Origin of the sequence: Mycobacterium sp. 050134 (genome assembly GCF_036409085.1) — a bacterium.
Taxonomy (GTDB): domain Bacteria; phylum Actinomycetota; class Actinomycetes; order Mycobacteriales; family Mycobacteriaceae; genus Mycobacterium.
This window is the reverse complement of sequence record NZ_JAZGLV010000011.1, coordinates 195,670-222,455: the sequence shown is the minus strand read 5'-3', so window position 1 is coordinate 222,455 and position 26,786 is coordinate 195,670. Positions and strand designations below refer to the sequence as shown.

General features: G+C 65.2%; 20 protein-coding genes and 1 pseudogene. 8 read left to right on the top strand and 13 right to left on the bottom strand.

Features of this window, described 5'->3' with window-relative positions; translation table 11 throughout:
* From SKC42_RS15545 to hxsA2, 5 genes and pseudogenes are all read right to left on the bottom strand, one after another.
* Positions 1-713: pseudogene (locus SKC42_RS15545) on the bottom strand (transposase); the annotation flags it as partial.
* 249 nt (positions 714-962) lie between these two features.
* Complete coding sequence (hxsC, locus tag SKC42_RS15540; protein WP_330965170.1) at positions 963-2,123, bottom strand: His-Xaa-Ser system radical SAM maturase HxsC; 1,161 nt, start codon at positions 2,121-2,123, stop codon at positions 963-965.
* Complete coding sequence (hxsB, locus tag SKC42_RS15535; RefSeq protein WP_330965169.1) at positions 2,120-3,574, bottom strand: His-Xaa-Ser system radical SAM maturase HxsB; 1,455 nt, start codon at positions 3,572-3,574, stop codon at positions 2,120-2,122. Before hxsB ends, hxsC begins: the two co-directional genes overlap by 4 nt.
* Positions 3,575-3,577: 3 nt before the next feature.
* Complete coding sequence (locus SKC42_RS15530) at positions 3,578-3,868, bottom strand: hypothetical protein (protein WP_330965168.1); 291 nt, start codon at positions 3,866-3,868, stop codon at positions 3,578-3,580.
* A complete protein-coding gene (gene hxsA2 / locus SKC42_RS15525; RefSeq protein ID WP_330965167.1) occupies positions 3,868-4,158 on the bottom strand; it encodes a His-Xaa-Ser repeat protein HxsA2 in 291 nt (96 codons plus the stop codon). Before hxsA2 ends, SKC42_RS15530 begins: the two co-directional genes overlap by 1 nt.
* A gap of 239 nt (positions 4,159-4,397) precedes the next feature.
* Here hxsA2 and SKC42_RS15520 point away from each other — a divergent pair, with 239 nt between their 5' ends.
* Together SKC42_RS15520 and SKC42_RS15515 are read left to right on the top strand one after the other, a co-directional pair.
* The gene (locus SKC42_RS15520; protein WP_330965166.1) at positions 4,398-4,706 is read left to right on the top strand and encodes a transposase; all 309 of its coding nucleotides are present in this window, start codon (positions 4,398-4,400) and stop codon (positions 4,704-4,706) included.
* Positions 4,703-4,888, top strand: coding sequence for a hypothetical protein (locus SKC42_RS15515; RefSeq protein ID WP_330965165.1), 186 nt, complete (start codon positions 4,703-4,705; stop codon positions 4,886-4,888). Before SKC42_RS15520 ends, SKC42_RS15515 begins: the two co-directional genes overlap by 4 nt.
* Positions 4,889-4,959: 71 nt before the next feature.
* Here SKC42_RS15515 and SKC42_RS15510 read toward each other — a convergent pair whose 3' ends face one another.
* Together SKC42_RS15510 and SKC42_RS15505 are read right to left on the bottom strand one after the other, a co-directional pair.
* Positions 4,960-6,153 (bottom strand): Fic family protein, encoded by a 1,194-nt coding sequence (locus SKC42_RS15510; protein WP_330965164.1) that lies wholly within the window; start codon positions 6,151-6,153, stop codon positions 4,960-4,962.
* A 554-nt stretch (positions 6,154-6,707) separates the two neighbouring features.
* The gene (locus tag SKC42_RS15505) at positions 6,708-7,571 is read right to left on the bottom strand and encodes an alpha/beta fold hydrolase (RefSeq protein WP_330965163.1); all 864 of its coding nucleotides are present in this window, start codon (positions 7,569-7,571) and stop codon (positions 6,708-6,710) included.
* A gap of 358 nt (positions 7,572-7,929) precedes the next feature.
* Here SKC42_RS15505 and SKC42_RS15500 point away from each other — a divergent pair, with 358 nt between their 5' ends.
* From SKC42_RS15500 to SKC42_RS15490, 3 genes are all read left to right on the top strand, one after another.
* The gene (locus tag SKC42_RS15500; RefSeq protein ID WP_330965162.1) at positions 7,930-8,838 is read left to right on the top strand and encodes an alpha/beta fold hydrolase; all 909 of its coding nucleotides are present in this window, start codon (positions 7,930-7,932) and stop codon (positions 8,836-8,838) included.
* 275 nt (positions 8,839-9,113) lie between these two features.
* A complete protein-coding gene (locus tag SKC42_RS15495; protein ID WP_330965161.1) occupies positions 9,114-9,464 on the top strand; it encodes a UBP-type zinc finger domain-containing protein in 351 nt (116 codons plus the stop codon).
* A gap of 170 nt (positions 9,465-9,634) precedes the next feature.
* On the top strand, positions 9,635-10,432 hold the full coding sequence (locus SKC42_RS15490; protein ID WP_330965160.1) for an NAD(P)/FAD-dependent oxidoreductase: 798 nt from the start codon (positions 9,635-9,637) through the stop codon (positions 10,430-10,432).
* Here the strand turns inward: SKC42_RS15490 and SKC42_RS15485 are convergent.
* Entirely contained in the window at positions 10,423-11,304 is an 882-nt protein-coding gene (locus SKC42_RS15485) for an SDR family oxidoreductase (RefSeq protein WP_330965159.1), read from the bottom strand. The two genes, SKC42_RS15490 and SKC42_RS15485, sit on opposite strands and share 10 nt — an antisense overlap.
* A gap of 138 nt (positions 11,305-11,442) precedes the next feature.
* On the opposite strand from SKC42_RS15485, the gene SKC42_RS15480 reads away from it, so the two are divergent.
* Positions 11,443-12,561 (top strand): epoxide hydrolase family protein, encoded by a 1,119-nt coding sequence (locus SKC42_RS15480; RefSeq protein ID WP_330965158.1) that lies wholly within the window; start codon positions 11,443-11,445, stop codon positions 12,559-12,561.
* Positions 12,562-12,576: 15 nt separating this feature from the next.
* Here the strand turns inward: SKC42_RS15480 and SKC42_RS15475 are convergent, their stop codons facing one another.
* Complete coding sequence (locus SKC42_RS15475; protein WP_330965157.1) at positions 12,577-12,972, bottom strand: VOC family protein; 396 nt, start codon at positions 12,970-12,972, stop codon at positions 12,577-12,579.
* A gap of 204 nt (positions 12,973-13,176) precedes the next feature.
* Here SKC42_RS15475 and SKC42_RS15470 point away from each other — a divergent pair, with 204 nt between their 5' ends.
* Both SKC42_RS15470 and SKC42_RS15465 read left to right on the top strand, forming a co-directional pair.
* A complete protein-coding gene (locus SKC42_RS15470; protein WP_330965156.1) occupies positions 13,177-13,329 on the top strand; it encodes a hypothetical protein in 153 nt (50 codons plus the stop codon).
* A gap of 125 nt (positions 13,330-13,454) precedes the next feature.
* Positions 13,455-14,714 carry an IS30 family transposase gene (locus tag SKC42_RS15465; protein WP_330965155.1) on the top strand — a complete coding sequence of 420 codons (1,260 nt, stop codon included), beginning with the start codon at positions 13,455-13,457 and terminating at the stop codon, positions 14,712-14,714.
* A gap of 98 nt (positions 14,715-14,812) precedes the next feature.
* Here the strand turns inward: SKC42_RS15465 and SKC42_RS15460 are convergent, their stop codons facing one another.
* The 4 genes from SKC42_RS15460 to SKC42_RS15445 form a co-directional block, all read right to left on the bottom strand.
* Positions 14,813-17,620 carry an MMPL/RND family transporter gene (locus SKC42_RS15460; protein ID WP_330965154.1) on the bottom strand — a complete coding sequence of 936 codons (2,808 nt, stop codon included), beginning with the start codon at positions 17,618-17,620 and terminating at the stop codon, positions 14,813-14,815.
* Between the two features lie 23 nt (positions 17,621-17,643).
* Positions 17,644-18,291, bottom strand: coding sequence for a GNAT family N-acetyltransferase (locus SKC42_RS15455; RefSeq protein WP_330965153.1), 648 nt, complete (start codon positions 18,289-18,291; stop codon positions 17,644-17,646).
* The gene (locus SKC42_RS15450; protein WP_330965152.1) at positions 18,288-19,487 is read right to left on the bottom strand and encodes an aminotransferase class I/II-fold pyridoxal phosphate-dependent enzyme; all 1,200 of its coding nucleotides are present in this window, start codon (positions 19,485-19,487) and stop codon (positions 18,288-18,290) included. The genes SKC42_RS15455 and SKC42_RS15450 overlap by 4 nt, the downstream gene beginning before the upstream one ends.
* Before the next feature lie 137 nt (positions 19,488-19,624).
* Positions 19,625-26,032 (bottom strand): SDR family NAD(P)-dependent oxidoreductase, encoded by a 6,408-nt coding sequence (locus tag SKC42_RS15445; protein ID WP_330965151.1) that lies wholly within the window; start codon positions 26,030-26,032, stop codon positions 19,625-19,627.
* Positions 26,033-26,786: the final 754 nt, after the last annotated feature.

Genomic DNA, 26,786 nt, shown 5'->3' with positions numbered 1-26,786 from the left:
CCCGGCGGTATCGCAGCGCACCAGCACCGCCGGCTTGCCGGGATCACCGCGGTGCTCGGGGTCAGGCCGCCACGCCGCAGGCAGCGACGCCAACGTCTGCGCCAGGACGGTGATGTGGTCGGCTGCGGTGTTGGAGCCGGCGCGACCGGTGCGCAGCAGTCCGACCATGGCTTCACCCCCGGCGATCTCGGGGCGGTCCAAGAACGCCAGAAGCGGGTGGTGACCGTAGGTTTTCTTCCAAGTCGGCGCCCGCCGCGAGTTGTTTGTTGTCGGAATGATCGATCACCAGGGTGGCGTCGATGTCGATGTGCAGCCATTGTCCCGCTGTAGGGGCAGCTCCCGCGGCCCAGGCTGCCGCCCGCGCCACAGCGCGGGCCGCACCCACCCCGGGCAGGTGTGCGGCATCGATGCGTTCATCGACCAGCCGCCACATCGTGGTCGTCGAAGCCTTCGCACCCAAGACATGCTCACGGTCGCCGCACAGTTGACCGACGCCGTCGATGCAGTCCGCCCCGTCAGCAACCGCGGCCGCCAAATCAGCGAACACCTCCCCCGGTGCATACACCCACGGACCTTTGTAGGTGTCCGTCAACACTGCGGTGACCTGCGCCGACCCCGTCCGGTCGGCGAGTTCCCGCACCATGGCCATCCCGGCATGCGACACGACACCATTGGCCATCGGCCGACACTTTCACCCGCGACGCGACCGCGATATTCTTGCACCTGCAAGGTGCCTTCCAGCTGGAACGATTGAACCCTAGAGAAGTCCAATTATTCCTTGCAGGACAGGCGCTTTCGCATATCTACACCCGAAACTCGCAACATTTCGCGAAAAATCCGGGCTAAAACCGGGCGGACTCGGTAACGGGGACTCGCCACTGGGATGGCCTGACCCGATTGGTGGACCAGTTCACGGGGTCCGGTCAGCGACGCTCCAGCGGTAAGAAGCATTGGCTTGCAGACTAAATCGCAGCTATCCCGCGACTGAATTTCGGTCGCCCGGTCGAGAAGAAGCCTGCGCAATCGCGGCGGGCCGAGCAGCCATCGCACTGGGCCACATACGCGTTCTTCCAATCCGAGATCGACTGCACCGCGAAGGGCCGGACGCTGAGGTCAAGCACGCAGAGCGGCAGATTGTAGACGGAGACGTTAACCCCAGCCGCCGACAGCACGTCAACGCCGGCCGCCAACTTTTCTCGGTAGTCCAGTGGATCAATCCAAAGCAGGTCATTGTTGGCGATCGCAAAGCCGGTGTTTTCCAAGCCCATCAGCGCCACATGATCCACGAACGGTAGATTCCGAGCGATCCATGCGCAGGTTTCACGTAGGCGCGGCGCGGTGATGGCGTGGAGCACAACACGAATTTCGACCCGCTGACCACGATCCTTTAGACGCAGCACACCAAGGACTGTCTGGTCGAACGCCCCCTTGGCTTGCACGACGTAATCGTGGATGTAGTCGACGGCGGCATAGATCGGTATGCCCGCCGAGAGCTTAGGGTGACCAGCCGCCGCCCAGGCGCTTGCGACGTCGCGAGAGGCGAAGGCGCGGCCGTTGGTCAGCACGTGTACCGCTGTGTCCGGGAGCAGATCACGTGTCAGCTTGAGTAGATGGATAAACCTGCGCCATTCCGTAAGCGGTTCGCCGCCAGTGAATGTCAGAGAGGGTGTAGTTGGATCGACCAGCGGCAGAGTTTCCTCGATCTCATCCATCAGCCAGCCGTCATCGACTGACTTCGGCGGCTGCGAGCACATCAAGCAGTAGTTGTTGCAGCGCTCCGTCACGAGGAAGAAGTTGTGTCTCGAGGAGCGGCGGTAGAGCACCCGCACCCGACGGGTCGTAGGTTGGATGCGCAGCACGTCGCCGTCGCCAAGTTCGGCGAACTCGGCGGGTAAGCGAACATAGCTCAAGGAAGCGTGGGCCGGACGCTCATCGCGACCGATCGCCAGCTTGTAGCCCCTCGCGTGCGCCAGCTCCCAATCTTGTTGGTGCGCAATCAAAGCGGCATCCCGATCGCCCGCTGGGAAACATTGTGGCGATCGAAGCCGCCAGGACTGCTGATCTGCCCCCAGGCTGGCGAGATCAGCCGCTAGGGCGCGCCCTGAAAGAATAAGCGGTCTCATTGGGCCCATCTCCGGAGGATGGCGGCGTCCTCAGGGGAATGTTCCAGCAGCTCGAACAGGTGCGTGATAACACCCTTTTGCCGCTCGCAGAACTCCGACAACGGCTTAATCCCTAACGGGTCTTTCTGGGTCGCATGATGATAGACGGGATCAGCGCCGCAGTTCGGCTCAAAGACGCAGCTTGAGCATTGCGGCGCTGTCTGGGTTAGCGAATCCGCAACCGCCGACACCAAGGTGTCGGACAACACCAAGTCTCGATAACTGTGCTCGTGCACGCTGCCGAGTTCGAAGGTGCGGTCCCCCATCTCTGCAAGCATTCGGGCCTCGTCCGAGGCAAATACGGCTCCGTCGTAGTTGTAGACGAGAGCTCCCAGGCCAATCCCGGCCGGGCTTCTCAGATCGACATACCCGATAGGCTCGTCACTGAGCATCCGGCGAAGGATCAGGGACGAATAGAACTCAGGGAAGTGCTGACCGGACTTATTGACGTCGAGGATATAGCGGAGGCCGCGCTTCCAAAATCGGAGCCAATCCTGGGCGCGATACTTGTGAAACTGCTTCGTCTTCATCGCGAAGCCGTAGGGAGACAGTGGCCGCAGGAAGATGCCATCGAGACCCTGCCGCAGGTATTCGTCGACGATCTCCTCGACGCGATCCAGGCTTGCCTCGGTGGTCGTCATTAATGCACTGACCCTGTCCGGCCCGAGGCGCTCTTTTATCCGCTCGATACCCGCTACCGCGAGCTCATAGCTGTTGTTGCCCCGGCGCGGCCGGTTCTTGTTGTGGAGGTCGCGCGGTCCGTCTAACGATGTAGACAAAAGAACGCCATGGTCAGCGCAGAAATCGAGTATCTCGTCATTCAGTAACGCCAGGTTGGTCGTGATCACGAACTGAAGCTGTTTCCCCCTCGAGGCCGCCCGCTGCTTGGCGGCCAGGACAATCCATCGGATGAGTTCGAAGTTGAGGAGCGGCTCGCCTCCTTGGAACTCAATTTTGATCATCGAAGCCGGCGCGGAAAGCGCAATATCCAGCGCCTTCGAGGCCGTCGCGTGGTCCATGTCATAACGGGCGCGGTCCTTGCATTGCCTGGACACTTGGCAATACGGGCACGAATGCTCGCACCGCAGCGTGACCACGAACAGGTGGAGAGGCGTGGCTGTACGCAAGAAACTCAGGCGACTCCGCAAACGAAGCGCCAGGAGCTGCTGCTGGGCGCGTTGCTCAACCGAGCCGATGAGAAGCTTCTCAAACGCACGCTCATATAGGCCGTCGCCAGGCGCGAGATCGAGCGCACAGAGACGGTCCAGCTCGGCTTGGGTCATCTCTGTCATGTCGCCGACCATGTTGCCGACAAGCAGGCGATCCGCGCCGAGCCGTTCGAAGCGGATGGGCAGAAGCTGAATCGCGGATGCTACAGGCAAGAAGGAGTCTGGTCGGGCGAAGCCGGCCACAGCTCACCCCTCCTCCGCTAGCGACCCGAATGCCAGAGCGACAATGACGTCACGGAGCCGGTCAGTCTCTCGGCTAACTTTCTCGCGAAGGTTCTCGTCTGTAACGAGATTCAGGAAGTGGGTGCGCAGTTCGTCAGTTTTTAGCTGCGGCTGAGACGGTGAGAGCAGGCAAACGTATCGCCCGTTCGCTTCGTCTATTTGGCAAGCAGCCAGCCCGATCAAGCGATAAGCAGCCTCTTGCAGCGCGCCGAGCGACTGTATCGACGCGTTGAAGTCAACGACGATGTCCGCCATCAATACGAGCTGGAAGCATGCGACGCATGAGAAGAATGCGAATAATGAGATTCATGTTGCGGGACCATCATGCCGTCGCTGTTCTGGTGAACGGTGAAACTCATAAGGTCTTCGCCACGTGGCAGCTTAACCTCGGCCTTCGTCTCAGTTTCGGCGTTGGTCTTCGACGCTTCGGCGATGCGAGCCTCGTCGTCGGAGTTGGTGGCGTTCGCGACTTCCGGCGCGGCGGCCGGGACCGCGAGGGCGCCAAGCGCTGTGGCGAGGTTGACGACTTTCGTAGTCTTGCGCATTTACATCCTCCTCAGGCTTCCCAACCTCCCTGTTGGGTGACGTTCTCGTGAAGACGTTGCCCGATTCGTCGTTGGAAGCATATGCGCCTGCAGGGTTACTTACATAGGGAATGTTGAATATTTCGTCGTGCCCGACCGTCATGCGTCGCAAGCGCCTGTCCATGGCGCCAGGTCTGCTGCACGGATAGGTGACATCTGAGTTGGCTTGCCTCGCTGGGGCCGGCTGGAAGGATGTTCCCGTGCCCAAGCCCTACCCCAGAGAGTTCCGTGACGACGTGGTCCGGGTTGCTCGCACCCGCGACGACGGTGTGACGATCGAGCAGATCGCCGCCGACTCCGGGGTGCACCCGATGGCGCTGTCGAAGTGGATGCGCCAAGCCGACGTCGATGAGGGCGCCAAGCCTGGAACCAGTACCACCGACTCCGCGGAGCTGCGTGAAGCGCGACGCCGGATCAAGTTGCTCGAGCAGGAGAACGAAGTGCTGCGCCGCGCTGCGGCGTATCTGTCGCAGTCCAATCTGCCGGGAAAAGGCTTTACCCGCTCGTGAACGAGCTCGCCGCCGACGGGATCCCCGTCGCGGTGTCGTGCCGGGTACTCACGCTCGCCCGCCAGCCCTACTACCGTTGGCGGGCCAACTCGGTGACCGACGCTGAGGCCCCCGCTGAGCGCAATGCGGAGTTACACCGAGGTTTGCGACCTTTCATCCTCAAGCGTTTCGACCGCTCCTAGTTCGACTGGCTCGGAATTTGAAGTGAACCCGCCAGCCGACGCACAGCACCCGACACCTGAACAATTGCCCTTCATCGTGCCAGCCCGCCGCGGCGGGCGCGTTCGGCAAAGGCATCGAGTGCGGCGATGACCTCTGGCGAGCGCCACACGCGGCTGCGTGGGCCCGAGCTGGTCTCGAGGATGATGCCTGCCTTCGACAAGGGTTCGAGGTATCGGCGCGCGTGCTTTGACTCGATGCCCAACTCCTCGGTCAGCAGTGCCGTATTGATGACCGGGTGGCGCAGTAGAAGATCGGCGATCTGCCATACCGCGGAGTCGCTTCGTGCGGTGATCTTGTCATTCCATTCTGCCCGCACGGCTTGCAGTTCGTTCACCAGCTCGCGGCCGTTGAAGACCGCCGTGACAGCCGCCTCCGACACGCGACGGACGATCGCGGACGGGTCGCCCTCGCGGTAGGCGGTCAGTGCGGCGAAGTAGGAGTTAGTGTCGGTCAGCAGCCCAGCCGATACCGGGACAGTGACGTTTCGCGTCAACCCTTTGCCGCGCAACATCGCCTGGATCAGTGCCCGACCTGTGCGGCCATTGCCGTCGGCGAAGGGGTGGATCGTCTCGAATTGCGCGTGTGCCAACGCGATCTGGGGTAATACGGGGATGTCGTCGCGCTGCGCGAAGCGCAGCAAGTCGTCGATGGCTGCTAAGACGCGGCTGTGGTGCGGTGGTACAAACATGGCACCGCGCGGACCGTGGGTACCCCCGCCGATCCAGACTTGTTCTTCGCGCCATCGGCCGGCGGATTTGGGGTCGACGTCACGCATCAATGCCTCGTGCATCGCCAGGATCGCATCGGGGTCGATCTTGTCTGCGAGGTTTATCGCGGAGACCATCGCCGCGGTGTTGGCAACGATGACCTTGGCGTTGTTGGTTGTCCTAGCCCCCGGCAGCTCGGCCTCGGCAATGGCCTGCGTCGATGCTGTCAGGTTCTCAATATTCGAACTGGCTGCCGACTCAGTTCGTAACAGGATCGATGAGAACGGTGCAATCTCTCGACCCAGCTCGGCGTCAAATCGGGTGACCTCTCGGCTGGCGTCTTCGGCGTCGGCCAGCACATCGGAAGGCAGGTTGACGGTTAGGTCGGCGATGTTGGCGCTAATCGCAGCCCTATAGTTGCCCTGTTGCCGTTGCGCCGCGCGCACATATGGTGCGGCTGGCGAGATGTCCCAGGCCAGCGTCTCGTACTCGACGGCGGTGCCGGTATGTGGGTCCATTTCACCAAGTTACACCCAGATGCATAAATAAGTGGGTGTAACCTTCCGTGTTACGCCCACTATTCGCGGCATCGACGCGGCGGCTGATCCGTCAGGCCCGGAGTTGCTCACGCCGCGTTGCCGCCAGTACACGGTGACCAAGCGTGGCTTACATCCACAACGGGCGCTACCTCAGCGGCTTTGGACCTGGCATCACCCTGCGGCTCTTCCGAAAACATTCCTACCGGTGGGATTAGCCCGAACCAAACCACGTTGTGCCAAGAGTGTGCCAAGACGAGCCGACACACGCCTACACACCGTGGACAGGGTGGAAACTAACGGCCGCTGACCTAGGCATTTGCAGACGCTACCGCAATGTGTGAGACGCGGTAGACGGCCAGGCTGGGTTTTACACACCAGCGGTCGGCGGTTCGATACCGTCCGCGCCCACCATCGTTCTTCCTGGTCGAGCCACGTGGGCTTTCATGACCCCGCCGCGCCAAGAGCCGCCACCGATTACGTGACAGCCGCTCCTGCGCGAACGTCGCCGCGGTCGCCGTTGGCGCGGGCGCGGGTCAGCGGCGGACGTGTTCGAGTAGATGCTCGGACCAGGCGTCGGGTGCCTCCAGCGGGGAAAAGTGGCCGCAGTTCTCGAGGTATTCCAGGGTGAAGTCGGCGTAGAAATCATCGAGGGTGTCGCTCCAGGCCTGTGGGAATAGCGGGTCCCGGTCGGGCCACAAGATGGTGACGGGCTTGGCGAACCTGTCCTCACGTGCTGGTGTCGTCTCGTTGGCGTAGTAGGTGATGGGGTTCCCTTCGGGGTTGCGGAACCATAGGACGCCGGCCAGGAATGCTCCTGGCGCCGAATGGTTTTCGGTGAGCTGGTCCAGCAGGTCGTCGACGACGGTCGATCCGGGGGCCGACCAGTTAACCAGGTTCTCTTTCAGCGCCGCCCGGACAGCGTCGGGCTTACCGTCGATGATCTGTTCGACCAGTTCGGACTTGTAGAAGATGGCGTGCACGAATGCGTTCACCGCTTCTTCTTCCAGGATCCGCCGCCCGACTCCGAGGGTGGGCGGCGCGATGACCAGCGATCGCACCAGGTCGGGTCGGGTCGCTGCGATCGTCTGGGCGGTAAAGCTCCCGACGTCGTATCCGCCCAGCACGGCGTTGCTGATGCCGAGTTCTTCGAGCAGGGCGATGACGCCGCCGACCTGGCGGCTGAGGGCATAGGCGGTTGGGTCCTGCAGGTGCTTGTCGGACTTTCCGTAGCCGCGCAGATCGATTGCGGTCACGTCGGCCTGTGGGGTGAGCTGCGGGACGACCTTGGAGTACTCCCGGTGGTCGCCGGGGTTGCCGTGGATCAGCACCACCGGGACACCTTGCCCGGAGCGCTCGTAGTAGAGCTTGAACCCGTCGTGTTCGGATGAATACGGCATTGGACATTCCTCCATGACAGTGCGCGTATCGCGTGCGCACCGCGACGCGACACCACGGAAAGCGGGTACTGGGAAACCGTTCTCGAATCCCATTGGTGATCGTAAAACCGGCACGGCGTGGGTATGCGCGTGCTGGCGTGAATTGGTTCTCCCGTCACTGATCTGTCACGGCCGTCCTGAGGTGCAGCAGCCCGAGTTACCCGCTCGGCGACACGAATCCAGGCAACCACCGATCGATTCCCGCTATGCGCGAGTCGCCGATCGGGGCGGTGCTCTTACCATCCCAGGAGAAGTCCAAACGGCCTCGGTAACAGCCGTTTTGTCGGGAGGGACAGAGATGCCGACGTTCAAACACAACATGTTCGATCACGACGACGTCCGGATCCACTACGTGACCGTCGGTACCCCACCCAGCTCGGGCGGCGAGGATCGCACGCTCGTGCTGCTCCATGGCTGGCCCCAGACCTGGTGGGAATGGCGCCACGTGATGGAGCCATTGCACGCCGACGGCTGGTTGGTCGTCGCTCCCGACTACCGCGGCGCGGGTGGGTCGTCCAAGCCCAACGGCGGCTACGACAAGCACACGATGGCCGGCGACATCAAGGCGCTGCTCGATCATCTCGGCGTAAAGAATCCGATCACGCTGGTCGCGCACGACCTTGGTCTGATGGTCGGCTACGCCTTCGCCTCCCTGTATCCCGCTGACGTGGAGCGTCTTGTGCTGATGGAGGCTCCGATTCCCGGGACCGATGCGTACCAGAGCGTGGCGACCACCAACTTCAGCGCGAACAAGCTGTGGCATTTCCACCTGCACGGCGCGGCGGACAACGTCGCCGAGACGCTCATTGCGGGAAACGAATTTCCTTACTTCCGTTCGTTTTATCAGCGGTTGAGTGCCAATCCCGACGCGATCTCCATTTCGGATGCGCAGCGTTACGTCGCCGAGTACACGGCTCCTGGGGCCATGCGCGCCGGGTTGGAGCTATACCGCGCGTTCGAGCAGGACGCGATCGACAATCAGCGCGTTTTGAGTGAGAAGGGCAAGCTCACGATGCCGGTGCTCGGCCTCGGGGGAACGGCGAGCTTCTTCATGCCGATCGCCGAGTCCATGTTGTCCGAGGTCGCCGAAAACGTCACCGTCCGGCCAATCGAAGATTCGGGCCATTGGATCGCCGAGGAACAGCCGGAGACGCTGCTGTTGCGCCTGCGGGAATTCATCGCCGGGACGGGCGGCGGTGCGAACGGAGCCGCCGCGCAATCATCCTGAAAGTGTTGTTCTGGCGCAAGAGCGCGAGGCCAGCTTCTTGAGCTGCGCACCAACGCGATTCGGCGGACGCGGTGCGTGGCATGGTGGGAAAGGTCGGGATGAAAACCGTCGGGGCCGGCCATGCGCTCGCCGTAGTCCTCCCGTGCGTTTCGCCAACGTCTCTTCGGCGACGAATTGAGGACAATGGGCGACCAATTTAAGTCTGCGCGAGACAGTAATCGGTGTCAGCAAGACCGTGGCGTATCGTTCGCGCTGGCAAGAAGGGGCTGATCGCGATGGCCGATGTCGACCCGTCGGTGCCGCCGTCCGGCGACTACTGCGTGGAGTGCGAAGCAAACGGCGGTTGGTGGGTGCATCTGCGGCGGTGTGCCGCCTGCGGGCACATCGGCTGTTGCGACGACTCGCTCAGTCGCCACGCCACACAGCATTGGCGCGACAGCGGGCACCCCATCATTCGGTCCTTCGAACCCGGCGAGGACTGGTTTTGGAACTACGAAACCGACTCCTACTACGACGGTCCGCGGCTCGCCCCGCCCGACAACCATCCCGTCGATCAGTCCGTTCCCGGGCCCAGCGGACGCGTGCCCGAGAACTGGGTGGCGGTGTTGCGGGGCCGTTCGCGGTGAACTGACCGGCGCCGCCTGCGGGTGGCGGCTCTCGGCGGGACGATCGCGCCCTGCCTTAAGTCATTCTTATTTCTCTCTTATTTTTCTTAAAGTTGTGGTAGCGTCCGTGCGATCGAGGATCGCGGGGCCAGGCCTTTGGCCCCCGCGATCCGAGGGCTCAGGGAGGCGACATGACAGGTCACGCCGTTGTTCTCGGGGCCGGCATCGCCGGTCTGCTAGCCGCCTCGGTGCTGGCCGAACACTTCCCGGCGGTGACGGTGGTGGAACGAGATCGCCTGCCCGCCAACCCAATCGACCGCCGCGGCGCACCGCAGGGGCGCCACTTGCACAGCCTGCTCAGCCGCGGCTCGCACACCTTCGAGCAGCTCCTGCCGGGATTCCTCGACGAGCTCGCCGCCGCCGGCGCCTTGGTCCTCGACGACCCCGACCTGCACCGCATCTACACCCGCACGGGCCGCTACACCCTCAATCGTGCCCAACCCGTCTCCGATCCCGCCGCGCTGGTGACGTACCAGGCGAGCAGGCCGTTCCTCGAGTTTCATCTGCGTCGACGCGTCGCCGCCGTCGCGAACGTGACCATCCGCGACGGGCATGACGTCGGCGATCTCGTCGCCGCCGAACCCGACCGCATCACCGGTGTCACCGTCTGCGACCGCGCCACCGGCGCTTCCGAAATCCTGCGCGCCGAACTCACCGTCGACGCCACAGGCCGCGGCGCCCGCACGCCTGTGCTCCTCGAACGACTCGGCCATTCCCGCTCGCTGGAGCCGCCGGAAGATCCTCGAGGCGGCCGTGGGGGACATCGTCGTGAGCGAACGCCTGAGCCGCATCGCCAACCTCGTCGACCCCCCGGAACGGCTCCTCGACCCACCGCTGTTGGCCCGTGTGGTCGCGCATCACACTTGCAAGTCGCTGCTGCGGCGGGAAAGATGATGCGGCACAGCGCCTCTGCACGCGATCAGGGCTGAATGTTCTCCAGATCCTCGAGGAGGCTGGGGTGGGTGGGCTTCCAGCCGAGGGCGCTGCGCGTGTGCGCGCTGGTGGCGGGCTGGTCGAGCGCGAAGATCGCGCCGAACGGTCCGAAGAACTCCTCGGGGACCGTCTCGACCGGCAGGCCCAGCCGGCGTCCGATGACCGCCGCGATGTCGCGCACGGCATCCCCCTCGTCACTGACGGCGTGCCATGACGTGCCGGCCGGCGCCGATTCCAGGGCCAGCCGGAACAACGTCGCCGCGTCGCGCGCGTGGACCGCGGGCCAGCGCTGGGTGCCGTCGCCCGGATAGCCCACGACCCCGGACCGGCGGGCGGCCTCGGTCAGCAGGCCAGCGAATCCGCCGTTGCCCTCGTTGTGGACGGTGCGGGGCATGCGCACCGCCATGCTGCGCACGCCGCGCGCGGCCAGGTCCAGCAGCGCCAGCACGGATCGGCCGCGACCGCCGACCGGCCCTTCCGTAGCCGGCGGATCGGCCTCGGTGGAGGGCCGCCCCGGCACCCACGGTGTGCCCGAGACCGCGGCGATCGGCCGGTCGCTGCCGACGAGTTCGCCTCCCATCACCTGTAGGGCGCGACTTTCCTCGGCCACAGCCCGGGCGAGCGATTCAGCACTGCTGTAGTCACGCCCGAAGGCCAGGTGGATCACGCCGTCCGACCGGGCGGCCCCGGCCCGCAGCGCATCGAGATCGGCCAGGTCCCCCGGGAACGCTTTGGCGCCGGCCTGCTCGACGGCTCGCGCGGACGCCTCCGAGCGGGCCAGCGCGAGAACCGTGTGGCCGTGGTCGAGCAGTTCGGTGATGACGGCGGACCCGATGGTGCCGGTACCGCCCGTGACGAAGATTTGCACGGCTGACTCCTGACGCGTGATGCGACACTTATCCCATCACTGTAGCAGTGTGACGGTACCATTGTCCCGTCGCCAACCCGCGGCGAACCTGGCCAGGGGCGTGAACCTGTGCCGGAGCCCGCGCGGCAGGATGGACGCGTGAAGCCTTTCCGCATCGATGTCTCCGACGATGTTCTCGACGACCTGCGGGGCCGCCTGGCGCGCACCCGATGGCCCGACACCGAATGCGTGGACGACTGGAGCCAGGGCATCCCGCTCGCCTACACCAGGGCGCTGGCCGACCACTGGGCGAACGCGTACGACTGGCGGGCGCGCGAGGCCGCGCTCAACCGGTTCGACCAGTTCGTCACCGAAATCGACGGCCTCGCTGTCCATTTCATCCACCAGCGCTCGACGCACGACGGCGCCTTCCCGCTGCTGATCACCCATGGCTGGCCGGGCTCGGTCGTCGAATTCCACAAGGTGATCGAGCCGCTCACCAACCCGCCGTCCGGGCGCCCGGAAGACGCCTTCGACGTCGTATGCCCTTCGCTTCCCGGATACGGGTTCTCCGGCAAGCCCACGCGTTCCGGGTGGGGCGTCGAGAAGATCGCCGAGGCATGGGAGACGCTGATGCTGCGTGTCGGCTACGACCGCTACGGCGCACAGGGGGGCGACTGGGGCGCGGCCGTCACCACCCAGATCGGCCGAAATGGCGGCCACTGCGCGGCGATTCACCTGAACATGCCGATCGCCCGGCCGACCCCGGAGGCCCTCGAGAATCCCACCCCCGAGGAGCAGAAGGCCCTGGCCGCCATGGCCGATCACCGCAAGTGGGGGACCGGCTACTCCACGCAGCAGTCCACCCGGCCGCAGACCCTGGGCTACGGGCTGGTCGACTCGCCCGTCGGGCAGCTGGCCTGGATCGTCGAGAAGTTCTGGGCCTGGATGGATTGCGACGGCCACCCGGAGAACGTGCTGAGCCGCGACGAACTTCTCGACAACGTGATGCTGTATTGGGTCACCGGCAGCGGCGCCTCCTCGGCGCGCCTGTACTGGGAGAGCTTCCGCGCGTTCGGGGGGCAGGGACGCGTCGAATTACCCACGGGCGTCGCGTCTTTCCCCATCGAGATTCTGCGCGCACCGCGGTCGTGGTGCGAGCCGGTCTACAACATCACGCGCTGGACGACGATGCCGCGCGGCGGGCATTTCGCGGCCTTCGAGCAGCCGGAGCTGTTCGTCGACGACGTGCGCGCGTTCTTCGCGACCGTCCGCTGATTCGCCGGCGCCGGGTCAGCGCGGTGGGGCGAAGAACTCCAGCGCGATGCCGTCGGGGTCGCGGAAGCTCAGTCCCGAGCCGTATGGCGCGTCCACGATGCCCCCGTGGTCGATGCCGAGGTCGTCCAGCCGCGTCACCCAGTTCTCCAGTTCGGAGCGGCTGGCGCAGCCGAAGCCGATATGGTCCAGGCCGACATGGAACTCGCTGAAAGTCCCATCGGGGGCCGGGCGATCGTGCTGGTGAATCCCGAATATCGTGCCGCCGTCGAGCATCCAGACCAGATGCCGGAAGCCGCCATCGGTGTGCTCGTCGAGCATCGGGTCGGAGCCGAGGAGGTTGCGGTACCACGGGCCGCTGACGTCGAGGTCACGCACCGTGACCGCGACATGGTTGAGCGCTGGGAATGCCATGGTCCCCAGCTTACCCAGAGGATCAGCCGGTTTCCTTGGGTGCGAGAGCGCCTGTCCCGCAGACAAACCCGATGGCTGGCGATTCATGCCCCCGGAAGTGTCGCGGCCCCGGGATGTTAGTTCCGCTGGAAAGTTGGCAGGAGATAGGGATGAGTAGTGGTTATTCGCCGGGACGGCCGAGCCCTCCGCCGCCAGACCCGCCCCATGCCTTGCACCCCCACGTGGGGTGTCGCTCCGTCCGGCAGCCCGAAGCCGAATCGCACGTCGGACACCCACCGACACGTCACCTGGCCGTGCCTGATGGTCGCCCCCGTGGTCATCGCGATGATCGCGCTGGCCATCGCGGCGGCGGCTTAGTGTCCTGAGTCGTAAATTTGGGTGCAGCCTTCGGGTGCTGTTTCCGAGCGTGGGCCCTATGGAGGAAAAGTGTTGGCGGTTTCATGCGGTCGATGCAACACGTCTTCTGAGTGAGGAGTGTTGCGATGCCCCGTCGTGTGATTCAGCCGTCGACCGTAGGCGCGTTTTGGGATCAAGTCCGTCGTGTTGGTAACCCATTTGATGCGGCGGCGGCTGTCGGCGTGTCACGCAGCGCTGGTTGGAAGTGGTTCACTGACGCTGGTGGAGTGAAACCGCGTGTGAGCAAACCAAGATCGCAGGGCCCGCGGCCGCGGCTGACCGTCGAGGAGCGAGTGGAAATCCAGGTGGGTGTGGGCCGCAATGAGTCGCTGCGTTCCATTGGCCGCCGACTCGATCGGCCAGCCTCCACCATCAAGCGTGAACTGGACAACAACGTGGCCAATCGGTACGACGGGCGCAAATCGGGATACCGCCGCAAAGAGGCGTTCGGGGCTCGTCAAAGCGGCAGCAGTTCGACGGTGCGCTACGACGCGTTGGCCGCTGAACGCTCTGCCGCGCGGCGGGCGCGTCGCCCCAAACTGCGCAAGCTGGCCGTCGGTGACACGCTTCGTGATGAGGTGCAGACTCGGTTGCAGTTACGCCATAGCCCCCAGCAGATCGCCAAGCGGCTGCGCAACGACTTTCCCGACGATCCGGAGATGTGGGTGTCACACGAGGCCATCTACCAGGCCATCTACGTCCAAGGCCGCGGGTCGCTGCGCCGCGAACTACACCAATGCCTGCGCACCAAGCGCGCCGTGCGCCGGCCCCAGCATCAGCCCGGCACCCGCCGCGGCCGTATCCCCGACATGGTCAACATCAGCGAACGCCCACCTGAGGTCGCCGACCGCGCGGTGCCCGGTCACTGGGAAGGCGACCTGATCCTGGGCAGCACCGGATCCGCCTCGGCGATCGGCACCCTCGTCGAGCGCGCCACCCGCTTTGTGGTGCTGCTGCACTTGCCCAATGACCACGGCGCGTTGTCGGTGCAAAACGCCATCGTGGAAAAAATGGCCGAACTACCCCAACACCTCCGCCGCTCGTTGACCTGGGATCAAGGCCGAGAGATGGCCAACCACCTGGCCATCGCTGCGGCCACCGATCTCGACATCTACTTCTGCGACCCACACTCACCGTGGCAACGCGGCAGTAACGAGAACACCAATGGACTTCTGCGCCAATACTTCCCCAAGGGCACCGACTTATCGGTCTACGGTGCTCACTACCTCGACTACGTCGCGGCCGAACTCAACGGGCGACCCCGCCAAACCCTTGACTGGAAAACACCAGCCGAAGCGCTCGATGAACTACTGTCAAACCCGCCCACTGTTGCATCGACCGCATGAAACCGCCGTTGGAAATGTGTACTCTTCCCCCACGTTCGACGTATTCACCAGCGGGATGAACATCCGAGATGCTGGTGCGCCAGCGATGACTCACGACACTAGGGAGTGTCCGACAAGTGCCGGCGTCGCGTCGCCGCCTCCGGACGGATGGCCGGTTGGAGATGGGGCCACCAAAACCAGCGTCCCAGCAGGCTGGCCAGGGCGGGAAAGATGAAAGTCCGGACAACCAGGGTATCGAGGACAAGCCCGATGCCCACCGCCGTACCGATCTGCGCGATGCTGCTGACTCTGCTGGCGAGCAAGGCCAACATGGTGAGCGCGAAGACGATCCCCGCGGTGGTCACCACACCGCCGGTGCTGGCGAAGGCGCGGACCATACCCGTCTGAAGGCCCCCGGGCGCCTCCTCTTTGAGGCGGGCGGTGAACATAAGGTTGTAGTCGGTACCGACCGCAACCAGTGCGACGAACGACAGCGGGGGCACCGCCCAGTGGACCCCCTGCCCGAACACGCCTGTCCACAGCGCGACGGTCACTCCCATCGCCGAAAGATACGAGACGCCAACGGTTACCACCACCGATACGGCCGCGGCAGGGCTGCGTACCAGGAGTAGCACGACCAGAAAGATCAGCAGCAGTGCGACCGCCACCAGCAATGTCATGTCGCGAGCCAGTGCGGATCGCAAGTCGGACGTGTATGCGCCGACGCCGGTGATGCGAACGGCGTTCTTGCTGAGGGTTCCTTCCTTGGCGGCTTCGTGTATCGCGGTGCGGATTTCGGTGGTGTGTTCGGCCGCGGATTGACTCCACGCTTCGCCTTCACCGAAGACGAGCAGCCTGGTCGCATGGCCGTCGGGTGAGAAGAGCAGCCGCGCGACGCGTTCATACCCGGGGTTGTGCAACGCGGCCTCAGGTAGGTAGAAGCCCCGCTCGGGGCTGTCGGCGAAAGCGGCGCCCAAGGCCGTCAAGTAGTCAGCGAGCTCGGTGAATTCGGGTAGCGCCGAACCGGTATCGAGGCTCAGCGATGTGATCCCGTCACGGGCCCGCCGCATCGTGGTGCGCGTCGCCGATATGGCCGTGCTCGCCGTGGCTAGCGCATCGGCGGCCTGACCGGATCCATCGACGAGCTGCGTTGTGCCTTCCTCGAGCTGCCGGGTGCTTGTCACGGCGGCAGCTATGGGTCCGATTACGCGATTTACTAACGCACAGATCGGGTTCTGCGGGCAATCCGGTGTGGCGGTGACAAAGTCGCGCAGCGGCGCGAGCTGTTCGGAGATGGAATCGGTGATGTGATGCAACCCGCTGGCACCCGCGTTGGTGTTGGCCGCGCCCGCGTTGATCCGTCGCAGACCGTCGACCGTGCCCGCAAGGCCGGTGTTCAATTGATTGATGGCCTCGGCGATCTGCGCGAGATACGTTTGGGCGCGGTCGATGCTGTCGAGTGCGGTGTGCAGCGACAGCAATCCTTCTTTGATCTGGCGACCGATGAGGGCCGCCTGGTCGGTGAGGGCGGCTCCGGGAAGAGGAACACCGGTGGGCCGGCTCGCGGACTGAACGGCACGAACTCCCGGCAGCGCAACGATGCGTCGAGTGATGCTCTCGATCGCGATGAGCCCCGCGGGATTACGCATGTCGTGATCCGTCTCGATGAGGACATATTGCGGCAGCAAACCGTCGGCGGGGAAATGACGGTCGGCCGCCTGGTATCCACGATTGGAGTCCGACGATGTGGGTTGTCCCGTGCGCTCATCGAAGCTCAACTTCATGCCGAGTGCCGGCACGGCGCATACCAAGAGGAGTGCCGTCGCGGTGACGAAGATGGGTGCTGGCCAGCGGACGATCGCGGTGCCCACCCGTCGCCACCGCCTGGTCGTCCGAGGCCTTCTCGGCTCACACAATCCACGGCGCGCGGCCAGCGTGAGCAATGCCGGCGTCAGGGACAGCGATGCGAATGCGGTGAGCAGCACGGCGATCGCGCAGGGAACCCCAGCGCTGCGTAGCAGTCCCACCTTGGTGAAGACAAGACAACACAAAGCGACGGCCACCGTCGACGCCGAAGCGATGAGCACCGGTGCGGTGCGCGCGTATGACTCGCGCACAGCGGTTGCCGAAGCAGCGCCGTTTCGGCGCTGCTCGTGATAGCGGCCCACCAGAAATATCGTGTAGTCGGTGCCGGCTCCGAGGACCATCGCCGCCATCAAGGACACCGAAAAAGTCGAGACCTCGACCAGCCCGAGCTCGCCGAGGAGCGCCACCACCGCCCGCGCGCCCGCAAGCGACAACCCAATCGTGGTCAGTACCACGGCGCAGGTTGACACGGAGCGGTAGATGGCGAAGAGCAGCACGGCGATGACGATGACGGTCACGGTTGTGATCGTGGCGAGCCGGTGTTCGATGGTGGCGAATTCGTCCACGACACTGGGCCCGGGGCCGCTGAGGTACACGCGGAGATCAGCCGGTCGCTGCATCTTGTCGAAGGTATGGCGCACGGAGGCAATGGATTTGGCTGACTGCGCGTCTCCGATTTCTCCGGTGAGCCGTACCAACGCGGTGACCGCGCGGTGGTCGGGGGCCTCGGCTATGGGTGCGGAGTAGGGGTCCGACCACAGGTCCATCACCGACTCGACGTCCGCCTTGTCAGCGCGCAGCGCGTCGATCAGATGCCGGTAGTACTGGCGATCGGCGCCGCCGACCGGCGTCGTGCTCTCCAGCACCACGTACGCCACGTTGTTGGCCGTCGAATCCCCGAACTCGCGGCCCATCCGGACCGCCGCGCTGACCGCACCGCTGTTCGCGGCGAAGAACGGTTTCGCGTGCCCGCGGACGACCTGTTCGAGCTGCGGAACCGCAAGATTCGCCGTGCCCGTCGCCAACAACCACAGTGCGATCACCCACATCGAATGGCGCACAAAGGCTCGGCCAAGTGAATCCATCACGGGCGATTGGGCTGTCGGACCATCACGTTGACCAGCGGCCCGTCGTTGCCCAGCCGTGCCTGCTTGACGACTTCAAATCCATGGCACCCGTAGTAGCCGACGTTGGCGTCCTTGCACATCAGGTACAGCGGCACGTCGTCGTGGTCGCATCGCGCGGCAAGGGCGTTGACCAACGCGCGCCCGACGCCTCGCCGCTGAACATCGGGGGCGCAACCCAGGTATATGCCCACTGCGTGTGGTCGGCCAGGATCGAGCGCGGCCACCATCGCGTCCATGGCCATGCCGGCGGACACCCGGCTGCCCATCGCGGCCAGCAGGCTGATTCCTCCCAGCATCGCGTGGATCGGCCGGAACCCGGGGGCGCCGGCGTTCCACAGCAGGGCGCCGACGATTCGGCCGCCGATGCTGGCCACCAGGGCGCAGTCCTGGGGGATGAACCGGTGGCGGATCATCGCGGCAAACATCCTGGGCTCGCTTCGTGCGCGGAGCGCCGGATCGGGAAACAGCCACTCGTTGAAGGGATCGTTCTTGGCGAACGCGGCCGTCAGGACGCCGGTCATCGGCCCGATATCGGCGACTGCCGCGCTGCGCACCACGACGGTGGGGTCGGTTGCCGATGGGCGCTGGTCGTGGGGTTGCTTCATATGCTGTCGACGATCGCGCGCAGGGTCCTGACCGCATAGGTGATCTCTGCGCCGGTGTGATCACTCGTGGCGCAAAGACGTAATCGTTCTTGTCCCACCGGAACCGAGGGCGAGTCGATAATCGCCACGTTGACTCCCTCTTTCCCAATCCTGGCCGCAGCCACCGCGGCCCGGGAGACATCGCCGAAGATGATCGGCACGATCGGCGTCCCCTCCGAGACTCCGGTGTCGAAGCCATGCGACCGGGCCAATGTGCGCAGCATCTGGCCGTTGTGCTGCAAGCGGCTTACCCGCTCGGGCTCGCAATCGATGATGCGGAGAGCCTCCAGCGCTGCGGCGATGGTGGAGGGAGCCGGTCCGGTGGCGAACAGACTGACGCCAGGTGCGACGTACTTCAATGCACGCACCAGATCGACATTGCCCGCAACGAAACCGCCGACACTGCCAAGGGCTTTCGACAGCGTCCCCATCCAGATGTCCACCGCGTCACCGGGAAGGTCGAAATGCTCCCGGATACCCCGGCCGGTGCTGCCGAGAACGCCGAACGAATGCGCTTCGTCGATCATGATGGAGCAGCTGTGCCGGCGGGCGACCGCGATGAGCTCCGGCAACCGGGCGATGTCGCCGTCCATGCTGTAGCAGCCCTCGAGGATCACCATCGCGCGAGAGAAGCTGCCGCGGGACATCTTTAGAACCGCCTCCAGCGAATCCGGATCATTGTGACGGAAAGTCAGGCGTTTGCAGCCGGCCCACCGGGTACCCGAGATCACGCTGCTGTGGACGAGGCTGTCGCAGACCGCGACGTCCTTGGATCCCAGCAGGTAGCCCAGCACCGCCGCGTTGGTGAGATAGCCGCTCGGTGTGATCACCGCCGCGTCAACGTCGTAGCGCTGCGCGAGTTGTGTTTCGAGCTCACCGAACAGCGGAATCTCACCCGAGACGATACGGCTGGCCGACGCCGACGTGCCGTACTCGTCGATCGCCTTTTTGGCCGCGGCATGCACCCGCGGGTCCGCGGCGAGGTTGAGGTAACTGAAGCTGCTGAAATTGATCAGGCTGCGGCCGGCCTGGTGCACGGTCGCCCCGTTGGAGCCCCGGTGCGGTTCGAATAGCGGATTGCTCAGCTGCGCGGCCGCATATAGATCGTCCAGGCCACCGTAGACGTCGCGAGCACGGACGACGTCGGGGTGGTCCACGAACGATGTTTTGAGCAGCGCCCCGGTCCGGGAGCGACTATGGCCGACGGACGTGCGGTGGACCGCGCTCGGCGCCGCGGTCATCGCACCCTCGGAGCGTGCCAGCAGTTCGCGGGCGAGCTCCCGCGGATTGATGGTCATAGGGTTGCGGCCTCCTTGGTCGTGGTTGACCTCGCCGGCTCGGCCTCGGGCGCATGCGCGACACCGGCGAACTGGGTGGCCAGCTGTGCCCCGATGGTCGAGAGCCCCGCGGAGCGCCCGAATTCGAGCACCGACAATTCGACGCCCAGTGTCTTCGCGATCCGAGCGGCGAACTCGACGGCCATCAGCGAGTCGAGACCGAGGTCGGGCAGCGCACTGAGCACATCGATTGCGTCACTGGACACGCCCATCACCATCGCGAGCTGTTCGGCGAGGATGTGTGTCAATACCGCGGGCCGTTCCTCCTCTGGCAGCGCCAGGATTTCGGCTTGCAGCGCCGTCACCCCTGACCTGCTGGCCGTGGCGGAGTCGATGTGCTCCACCAATCGTGGATTGCGTGTCCCCGGACCATTGACCAGGGCCCATTCCGACCAGTCGATCTTCACCACCGCGGCGTGCGGAATTCCCAGCGCCAGGCATTCGCGAAGGTAAAGCGTGGCCACGTCCATGTCCACCTGACTGAAACCCAACAACGCAAGGTAGCGCATGGCTTCCTCGCTCGCTTCGGCCATTCCGCCGCCACCCATGGCGCCCCAGCTGATCGCGATGGCGGGCTTCCCCAGCGCGTGCCGGGTGGCCGCCAGCGCATCCAGCGCCGAGTTCGCCGCCGAGTACGACAGCTGGGGTGCACCGCCGACGAGCGCGCTGACCGACGAGTACAACACGAACGCATCCAGCTCGGCTTCGGTCTGCTCGACGGCTCGGTGAAGATTCCAGCCGCCAATTACCTTGGGGCGGAATACGTCCCGTAAGCTCTCCGGCGTGATCTCGAAGATCGGCCGGCTGTCGGTGAGCCCGGCGGTGTGAAAGATCCCGCGCAGCGGTGCCGCGGACTGGTTCGCCCGGGCAACCGCGGCGAGGACGGCGTCGTAGTCGCCGACGTCGAGGGTTTCGATGACGACCTCGACACCGGCCGCCTCGAACTCGGCGATGTGGTTGCGCGTGAGGTCGGTTGCCGGACCTTTCCGCCCGAGCAGGACGAGGCGGCGGGCGCCCTCGGCGACCAGCCACTTGGCCGTCGCAAGACCGAAAGCGCCGAAACCTCCCGTCACGAGGTAACTGGCGCCCGGTGAAACCCCAAAAGACGGGATCCTTGGACGCACCATCGGTTTGGGCTCTTCGAAGTTGAGGACTACCCGGCCGATGTGGCGCGATCGCGCCACGGTTTCGAACGCCTCGGCGAGCTTGCTCACCGGATAGCTGGTGTAGGGCAGGTACTCGTACTGGCCGGTGGAGAGCTGATCGATCGCCTGGCGTGTCAAGCTGCGCACCAGGGCAGGTTTGTGTCTCAGCATCCGGTCCATGTCGACGGCGAAGTACGACAGGTTGCGGTCGAACGGCGCCAGCTCGAGGGTTCCGCCCCCGTAGATGTCTGCCTTGCCGATATCGACGATGCGCGCGAATTCGGCGGCCACCCGGAAGTTCTGCACGCCGATCTCGCCCGGAGCCGAGGTGTAGATGACGTCGACACCGCGGCCATCGGTCAGCTGCATCACGTCGTCGACGAAGTTCAGCGACCGGGACCCGATCGCGTGGTCAGCCCCGGCAGCCAGCGTCGCCGCACGACGCTCCTCGCTACCGGCGGTGGCGATCACGCGTGCGCCGATCCTCTTCGCCACCTGTATTGCCGCCAGGCCCATTCCTCCTGCGGCGCCGTGAATAAGGACCGTTTCGCCCGCTTGGGTACGGGCGAGGTCGACAAGGCCGTGCTGGGCGCAGAAGAAGGGCAGGGTGGAACAGCAGTTCGCGGCGATCCACGTCGGTGCCACGGTGCTGGTGTTGCCCGCCTCGGGCTCGATGGTGAGGTAGCGGCGCATCATGTCGCGCGCCCCGACGCCCAGCTTGTCTCCAGGTGCTATCGCGGTGACGCCGGGGCCGACGCGAACCACCGTTCCGCCGCCCTCCAATCCGAGCGACTTCCCGAAGTACGTTCCCGCGAGCTCTTTGTCGGTGAGCAGCCCGATGACCTTCAGTGGGTCCTTGTAGTTGACACTGACCGCGTCCATGCGTATCTCGACCTGCCCGGGCCCCGGCGCGATGCGCTTGGTCTCGCGAAGCGCAAGATCGGACAGCATCTTGCTGCCCGGAACCTCGACCATGAACGATGTTTCGGGATCGAGCAGGGGACACGCCTCGTCGCGGGCGGCCAGGTGGTCGGAAAGGTTCGCACGCAACCGGATCACCCACCGCGTCCCGTGGCGCAGTGCGACCTCGTCGGCGATGTCAGACGCGAAGACCCCTGATGTCACCAGTTCGGCGGATATCTGGTCGTCGCCGACGCCTGCCCCGACATCGACCAGTCGCCACCGCAGGCCGGGTTGCTCGTTGGCCAGCGACCGCCGGGCACCGACCAACGGTGCAACCGAGGTGGCGGCGCCTTCGCTATCGCCGGGCAGACAGAACGCGTTCTCGGTCACAACGACCCCGCGCACGGGTGAGGGTGGGTCGGCGGGGCCCTCATCGCCGGCCGCATCGCCCGGTGCGGTTGGCGCAGCCACGGCCAAGTGGGCCGCCCGAGCGACCGTGACGAGGCCATAGGTGTTCTCCTCCGCGCTCCACGCCGGGCAGGAAATCACCAACAGCCGGACACCGTCGTCATCGGCCGAGGACATCGCTGCCAGCAGGGCGTCGCGAATGCGTCCCACGACCTCGTCGGCCGGGTCCACGAATTCGACGAGAGTCGTCTGCCCGCCGGCTGCCGCGATGGTGCGAACCCGCGGAGACGGTTCACGGCCAAAGCACACCACCACTGACGTCGTGAGGGCGGCTTCCCTCGCGGCCTCGACCGTGTCACGGTCTTCGGTCAATTCCCACACCGGCTCGTAGAACAGCCGGTCCAACTGGTCGGTCACCGCCGGTGGCGGCGCAACCGGCTTGAACTCGACCGCTCCCAAATCCATGGCGACCGAACCGGATTGGTTGGCGATGACGATGTCGACCAGCAGGGAGTCGGGGCGCCGGCCGTGCACCAGCACGACAGCGTCTTCGGGGATGGCCCCGTGCCGGCGCACGGTGCCCACCGCTGCGGGAATGACCGCACCACCACCTGCCGTGCGCGCTGCCGCGAGCAGGGCGACGCACTGCAATGCGGCATCGACGGACGCCGGATGGGCGACGTGTCCCAGGCCGTCCAGGTGCGAATTGTCCAGCTCGGCGCGCACGGCCCCGGCGCCGAGCTGCGCGCGGACGATGCGGCGAAACGCCGGCCCGTACACCAGTCCGCGCTGGGTCAGCGCGTGGTACAGGTCGGTCCCGTCGACCGGTATGGCGTCGCTGAGGACACCCACGTCTACCTTGACGTGCTCAACGGGCGCCTCGACGAGTCGTCCGGTGCAGTTGACCGTCCACAGGTCGGCGTCGACATTGCGCGACCGGATCGTGAAGCGGCGGGTGGTCGGCTCGACGGTGACCTGGACAACCGGCACGGCGTGCTTGCCGATCACCAGCGGTGATCGAAACTGCACCGATTCCAGCGCCAGGTCCTGGCGCCCGGTGCGGGCTGTCGCCGCACTGAGTGCGGCGTCGAGGTATGCGGCACCCGGCAGCACGACGACGCCGTCCACGACATGGTCGTTCAGCCAGGGCAGTCGTTCAACGGATAGCTCGAACTGCCATTCGTCAACCGCAGATGCCGTCCGCGCACCCAGCAGTGGGTAGGCGTCGGGACTTCCGAGCCGGTGCCGGCGAATGACTTCCGGCTCGACCCACAGGCGCTGGCGCTGCCAGGGATAGCGGGGTAAGGCCAGGTGCGGTGTTGGGCAGGGATTTTCACCGCCCCGCGCCGCGGTGCCTGGGCAGCTGGAGGTATCCAGCGCGCCGGCGACGTAGAGAGCGGCGAGCGCATTCATCACGCTGCGAACGTCGTCCATATCGCGACTCAGGGTCGGGACTGCCGCGGCGACTTTCCCTGCCCTGAGAAAGATTTCACGCATGTTTCCGGATAGCACGGCATGGGGCCCGACCTCCAGGAAGACCGTGTGGCCGTCGGCGATCATGGTGTTGATGGTGTCGGCGAAGCGCACCGGCTGTCGCACGTTGTCCCGCCAGTATTCGCCACACCAGTCGGCGCCCGTGACACGAGCCGAGGTGACGGTGGAGTAGAGCGGCAGCGTCGGCGGAGCCGGCTGTACGGATGACAGTTCCGCCGTGATGTCGGCCAGTATGGGATCCATGAGATGGCTGTGATATGGGACCCGAACACGCAATTTGCGCACGGAAATTGCTGCCGATTCCAGCTTTTGGTGCAGCGCATCCAGGGCCTCGTGCGCCCCCGCGAGGGTTACCGCCGATGGGCTGTTGATCGCCGCGATCGACACGCTACCGTTGCTCGGCAGCCATTTGGCGATGTCCTCGACGGACAGTCCCACCGCGATCATGCCCCCGGTGTCTTCGGTGGTCGCTTGAAGGCGAGCCCTGTGGTAGCTGACCAGCAGGGCATCGCGAAGGCCGAGCGTCCCCGAGACGTAGGCCGCGGACACCTCGCCGACGCTGTGGCCGACGACGGCGCCGGGCTGAACTCCCGTCGCGGCGAGTTCGGCGACCAGCGCGACCTGCACAAGGAAATTCGCCGGTTGCGCGAACTGGGTTCGGGTGATTTGAGATTCGGACTCGTCGCGCATCAGTTCCTCGAGGATGGACCAGCCCGAGATCGCGCGGAACACCGCATCTATTTCCTGCGCCTTTTGCCTGAACGGGCCGTCGGTCGACAGGAGGCCGCGGCCCATTGCCCACCATTGCGGACCCATTCCGCTGAAGACGAAAGCTGGGCGCTGTCCGTCGACACTTGTGACCCGGGGCTCCGCCCGGCCATGCCCGGCCGCGAAGTCGCGCAGTTGGTTGCGCAGATCATCTCGATCGGTGAAGGCAACCGCCTTGCGGGTCAGGTGATGTGCGCGTCGCGTCCACGCGGCCTCGGTGAGGAGATCGAGGTCGGTGTCGGTGCCGATGACGTCTGCCAGTGTCGCGGCGACCGCACGGGCGGCTGGTTCGGTACGACCGGATACCGGGAACAATGGCAGCGGCTTGGCGCTCCGCTCGCGCGCAGCATCGGATTTGGGCGCCTCCTCGATGATGGCGTGTGCGTTGGTGCCGCCATAGCCGAACGAGTTGACCGCGACGATTGCCTTGTCGTAACACGTGGGGAAGGGCTCGCATTCGGTTGGAACGCGCAGCCGCAGATCGGCGAACGGAATGTTCGGGTTGAGCGTCTCGAGCCATGCTTGCGGAGTGATGGTGCGGTGAAAGACCGTAAGCGCTGCCTTGATGACACCCGCGATCCCGGCCGCCGCCTCGGTGTGACCGATGGCCGCTTTAACGGATCCCACGATGAGGTCCGTGCCGCGGCCGCCGACAGCCCCGTATGCGTTGCCCAGCGCCTCCATTTCCAGTGGATCGCCGACCGCGGTTCCGGTGCCGTGCGCTTCGACGTAGCCGATTGCAGCGGGTGCGATTCCCGCCTCGGCGGCGACGCGGATGGCCAGATTCGCCTGCGATTCCGGATTGGGCACGGTAATGGCGATGGTTCGACCGTCCTGGTTGGCTCCGGTTCCACGCACCACCGCGTAGACGCGGTCGCGGTTTCGTGTCGCATCGGCCAGGGGCCGAAGCAGCACCATGCCGGCGCCTTCACCGCGGCCGTATCCGTCGGCGGACGCGTCGAAGCTTTTTGACCGGCCGTCCTTCGCCAGAAAGCGCCCCTTGCACATCGAGACGAAGGTTTCCGGCTGCAGCATCGCATTGACCCCGCCGACAAGCGCCATTTCACACTCGCCCCGGGCGATCGCCTGCGTGGCTTCGTGCAGCGCGACCAGCGAGGACGAGCACGCGGTGTCGATTGTCATGCTCGGCCCGAGCAGGTCGAGCGCGAACGATATGCGGTTGGACAGCAGGGTGAACGCGGAGCTGGTGGGGGTGTGAGTTCCGATGTAGGGACGGGCGGCCTGGGTGGCGCGCGACATCGCGCTGTCGTTGGTGAATCCGCCGACGTAGACACCGACTGGGCGACCCGCGACACGGCCCGCCAGGCCGGCGTCGTCGAGGGCTTCCCAGGCGACCTCGAGGAGCAGTCGCTGTTGTGGATCCATGACCGAGGCCTCGCGGGCACTGATGCCGAAGAATTCCGGGTCGAAGTCCCACAACGATTCCCGCAGGAAGCCACCGTGTTTCGTGTACATCCGGCCCGGGGCGTCCGGGTCGGGGTCGTAGTAGTCCTCGGTGCGCCATCGGTCGGCGGGAACCGGCACGATGCCGTCGCCCTTATCGACGAGGAACCGCCAAAACTGCTCCGGGTTGGCCGCCCCGCCCGGGAACCGGCATCCGATACCGACGATCGCGATTTCTACCACGTGGTCAACGCCTCACTGTGTTGAACTCGAGGCCTCGCCACCGAGTCCTCGCGTGTACTTTTCTGGTCGTAGAGGCCAAAAGGTCTGTGGCCGAACAGGCCTCGGGATCGAGGAAGTGCCTGTCTGCGCGAGCCCGCTTCGTGGGTTCTCGGCTCGGACCGACCTCGGCGGCGTTTGGCTGCGCGGGTTAATCATGGCGTCATCGTGTGCGCGGTGACGACCCCGGTGCGCGGGTGGTCGCGTTGACTAGGCGTGGGTAGTCGATCCCATCGACGTCTATCCGCCGGTCACGCGGTCGCCGTCGTTGATACCGGAGCGTAATGCAAGCCCCACGAAATCTCCTTTGCTAGATATGAATGCAGACGCTGCATCAGATCGGCTGCCCGCGGACATTACCCGGAAGTAAGTGCGAGGCACAAGGCATTCCTGGAGCGGGTATTTATGCACGTTGAACCCGCATATCGGCGCATACACGGGGTGTGAAAGTCGTGGTGATGACCTATCGGCGTTAAGCCAGCAAAACTGGTAGCTGATACTGAATTCATTTCTCAGCTAATTTGCTGGCGGGCCGGCCGCAAGTCCATCTCCGGTGTCGCGGCGTTCGCAGGGCCCGGAGTCGGAGCACGGCCGAGCGCATTCGCCGGCCCGCGGACGTGGCCGCCGGCCGGCATGCGATGTGTGGCGCGCATCCAGTGGGATAGGACCGAGCTAACGCACGGGCCCGGTCTGTGCGGTTGCCGGCCGGCGCTGTCCC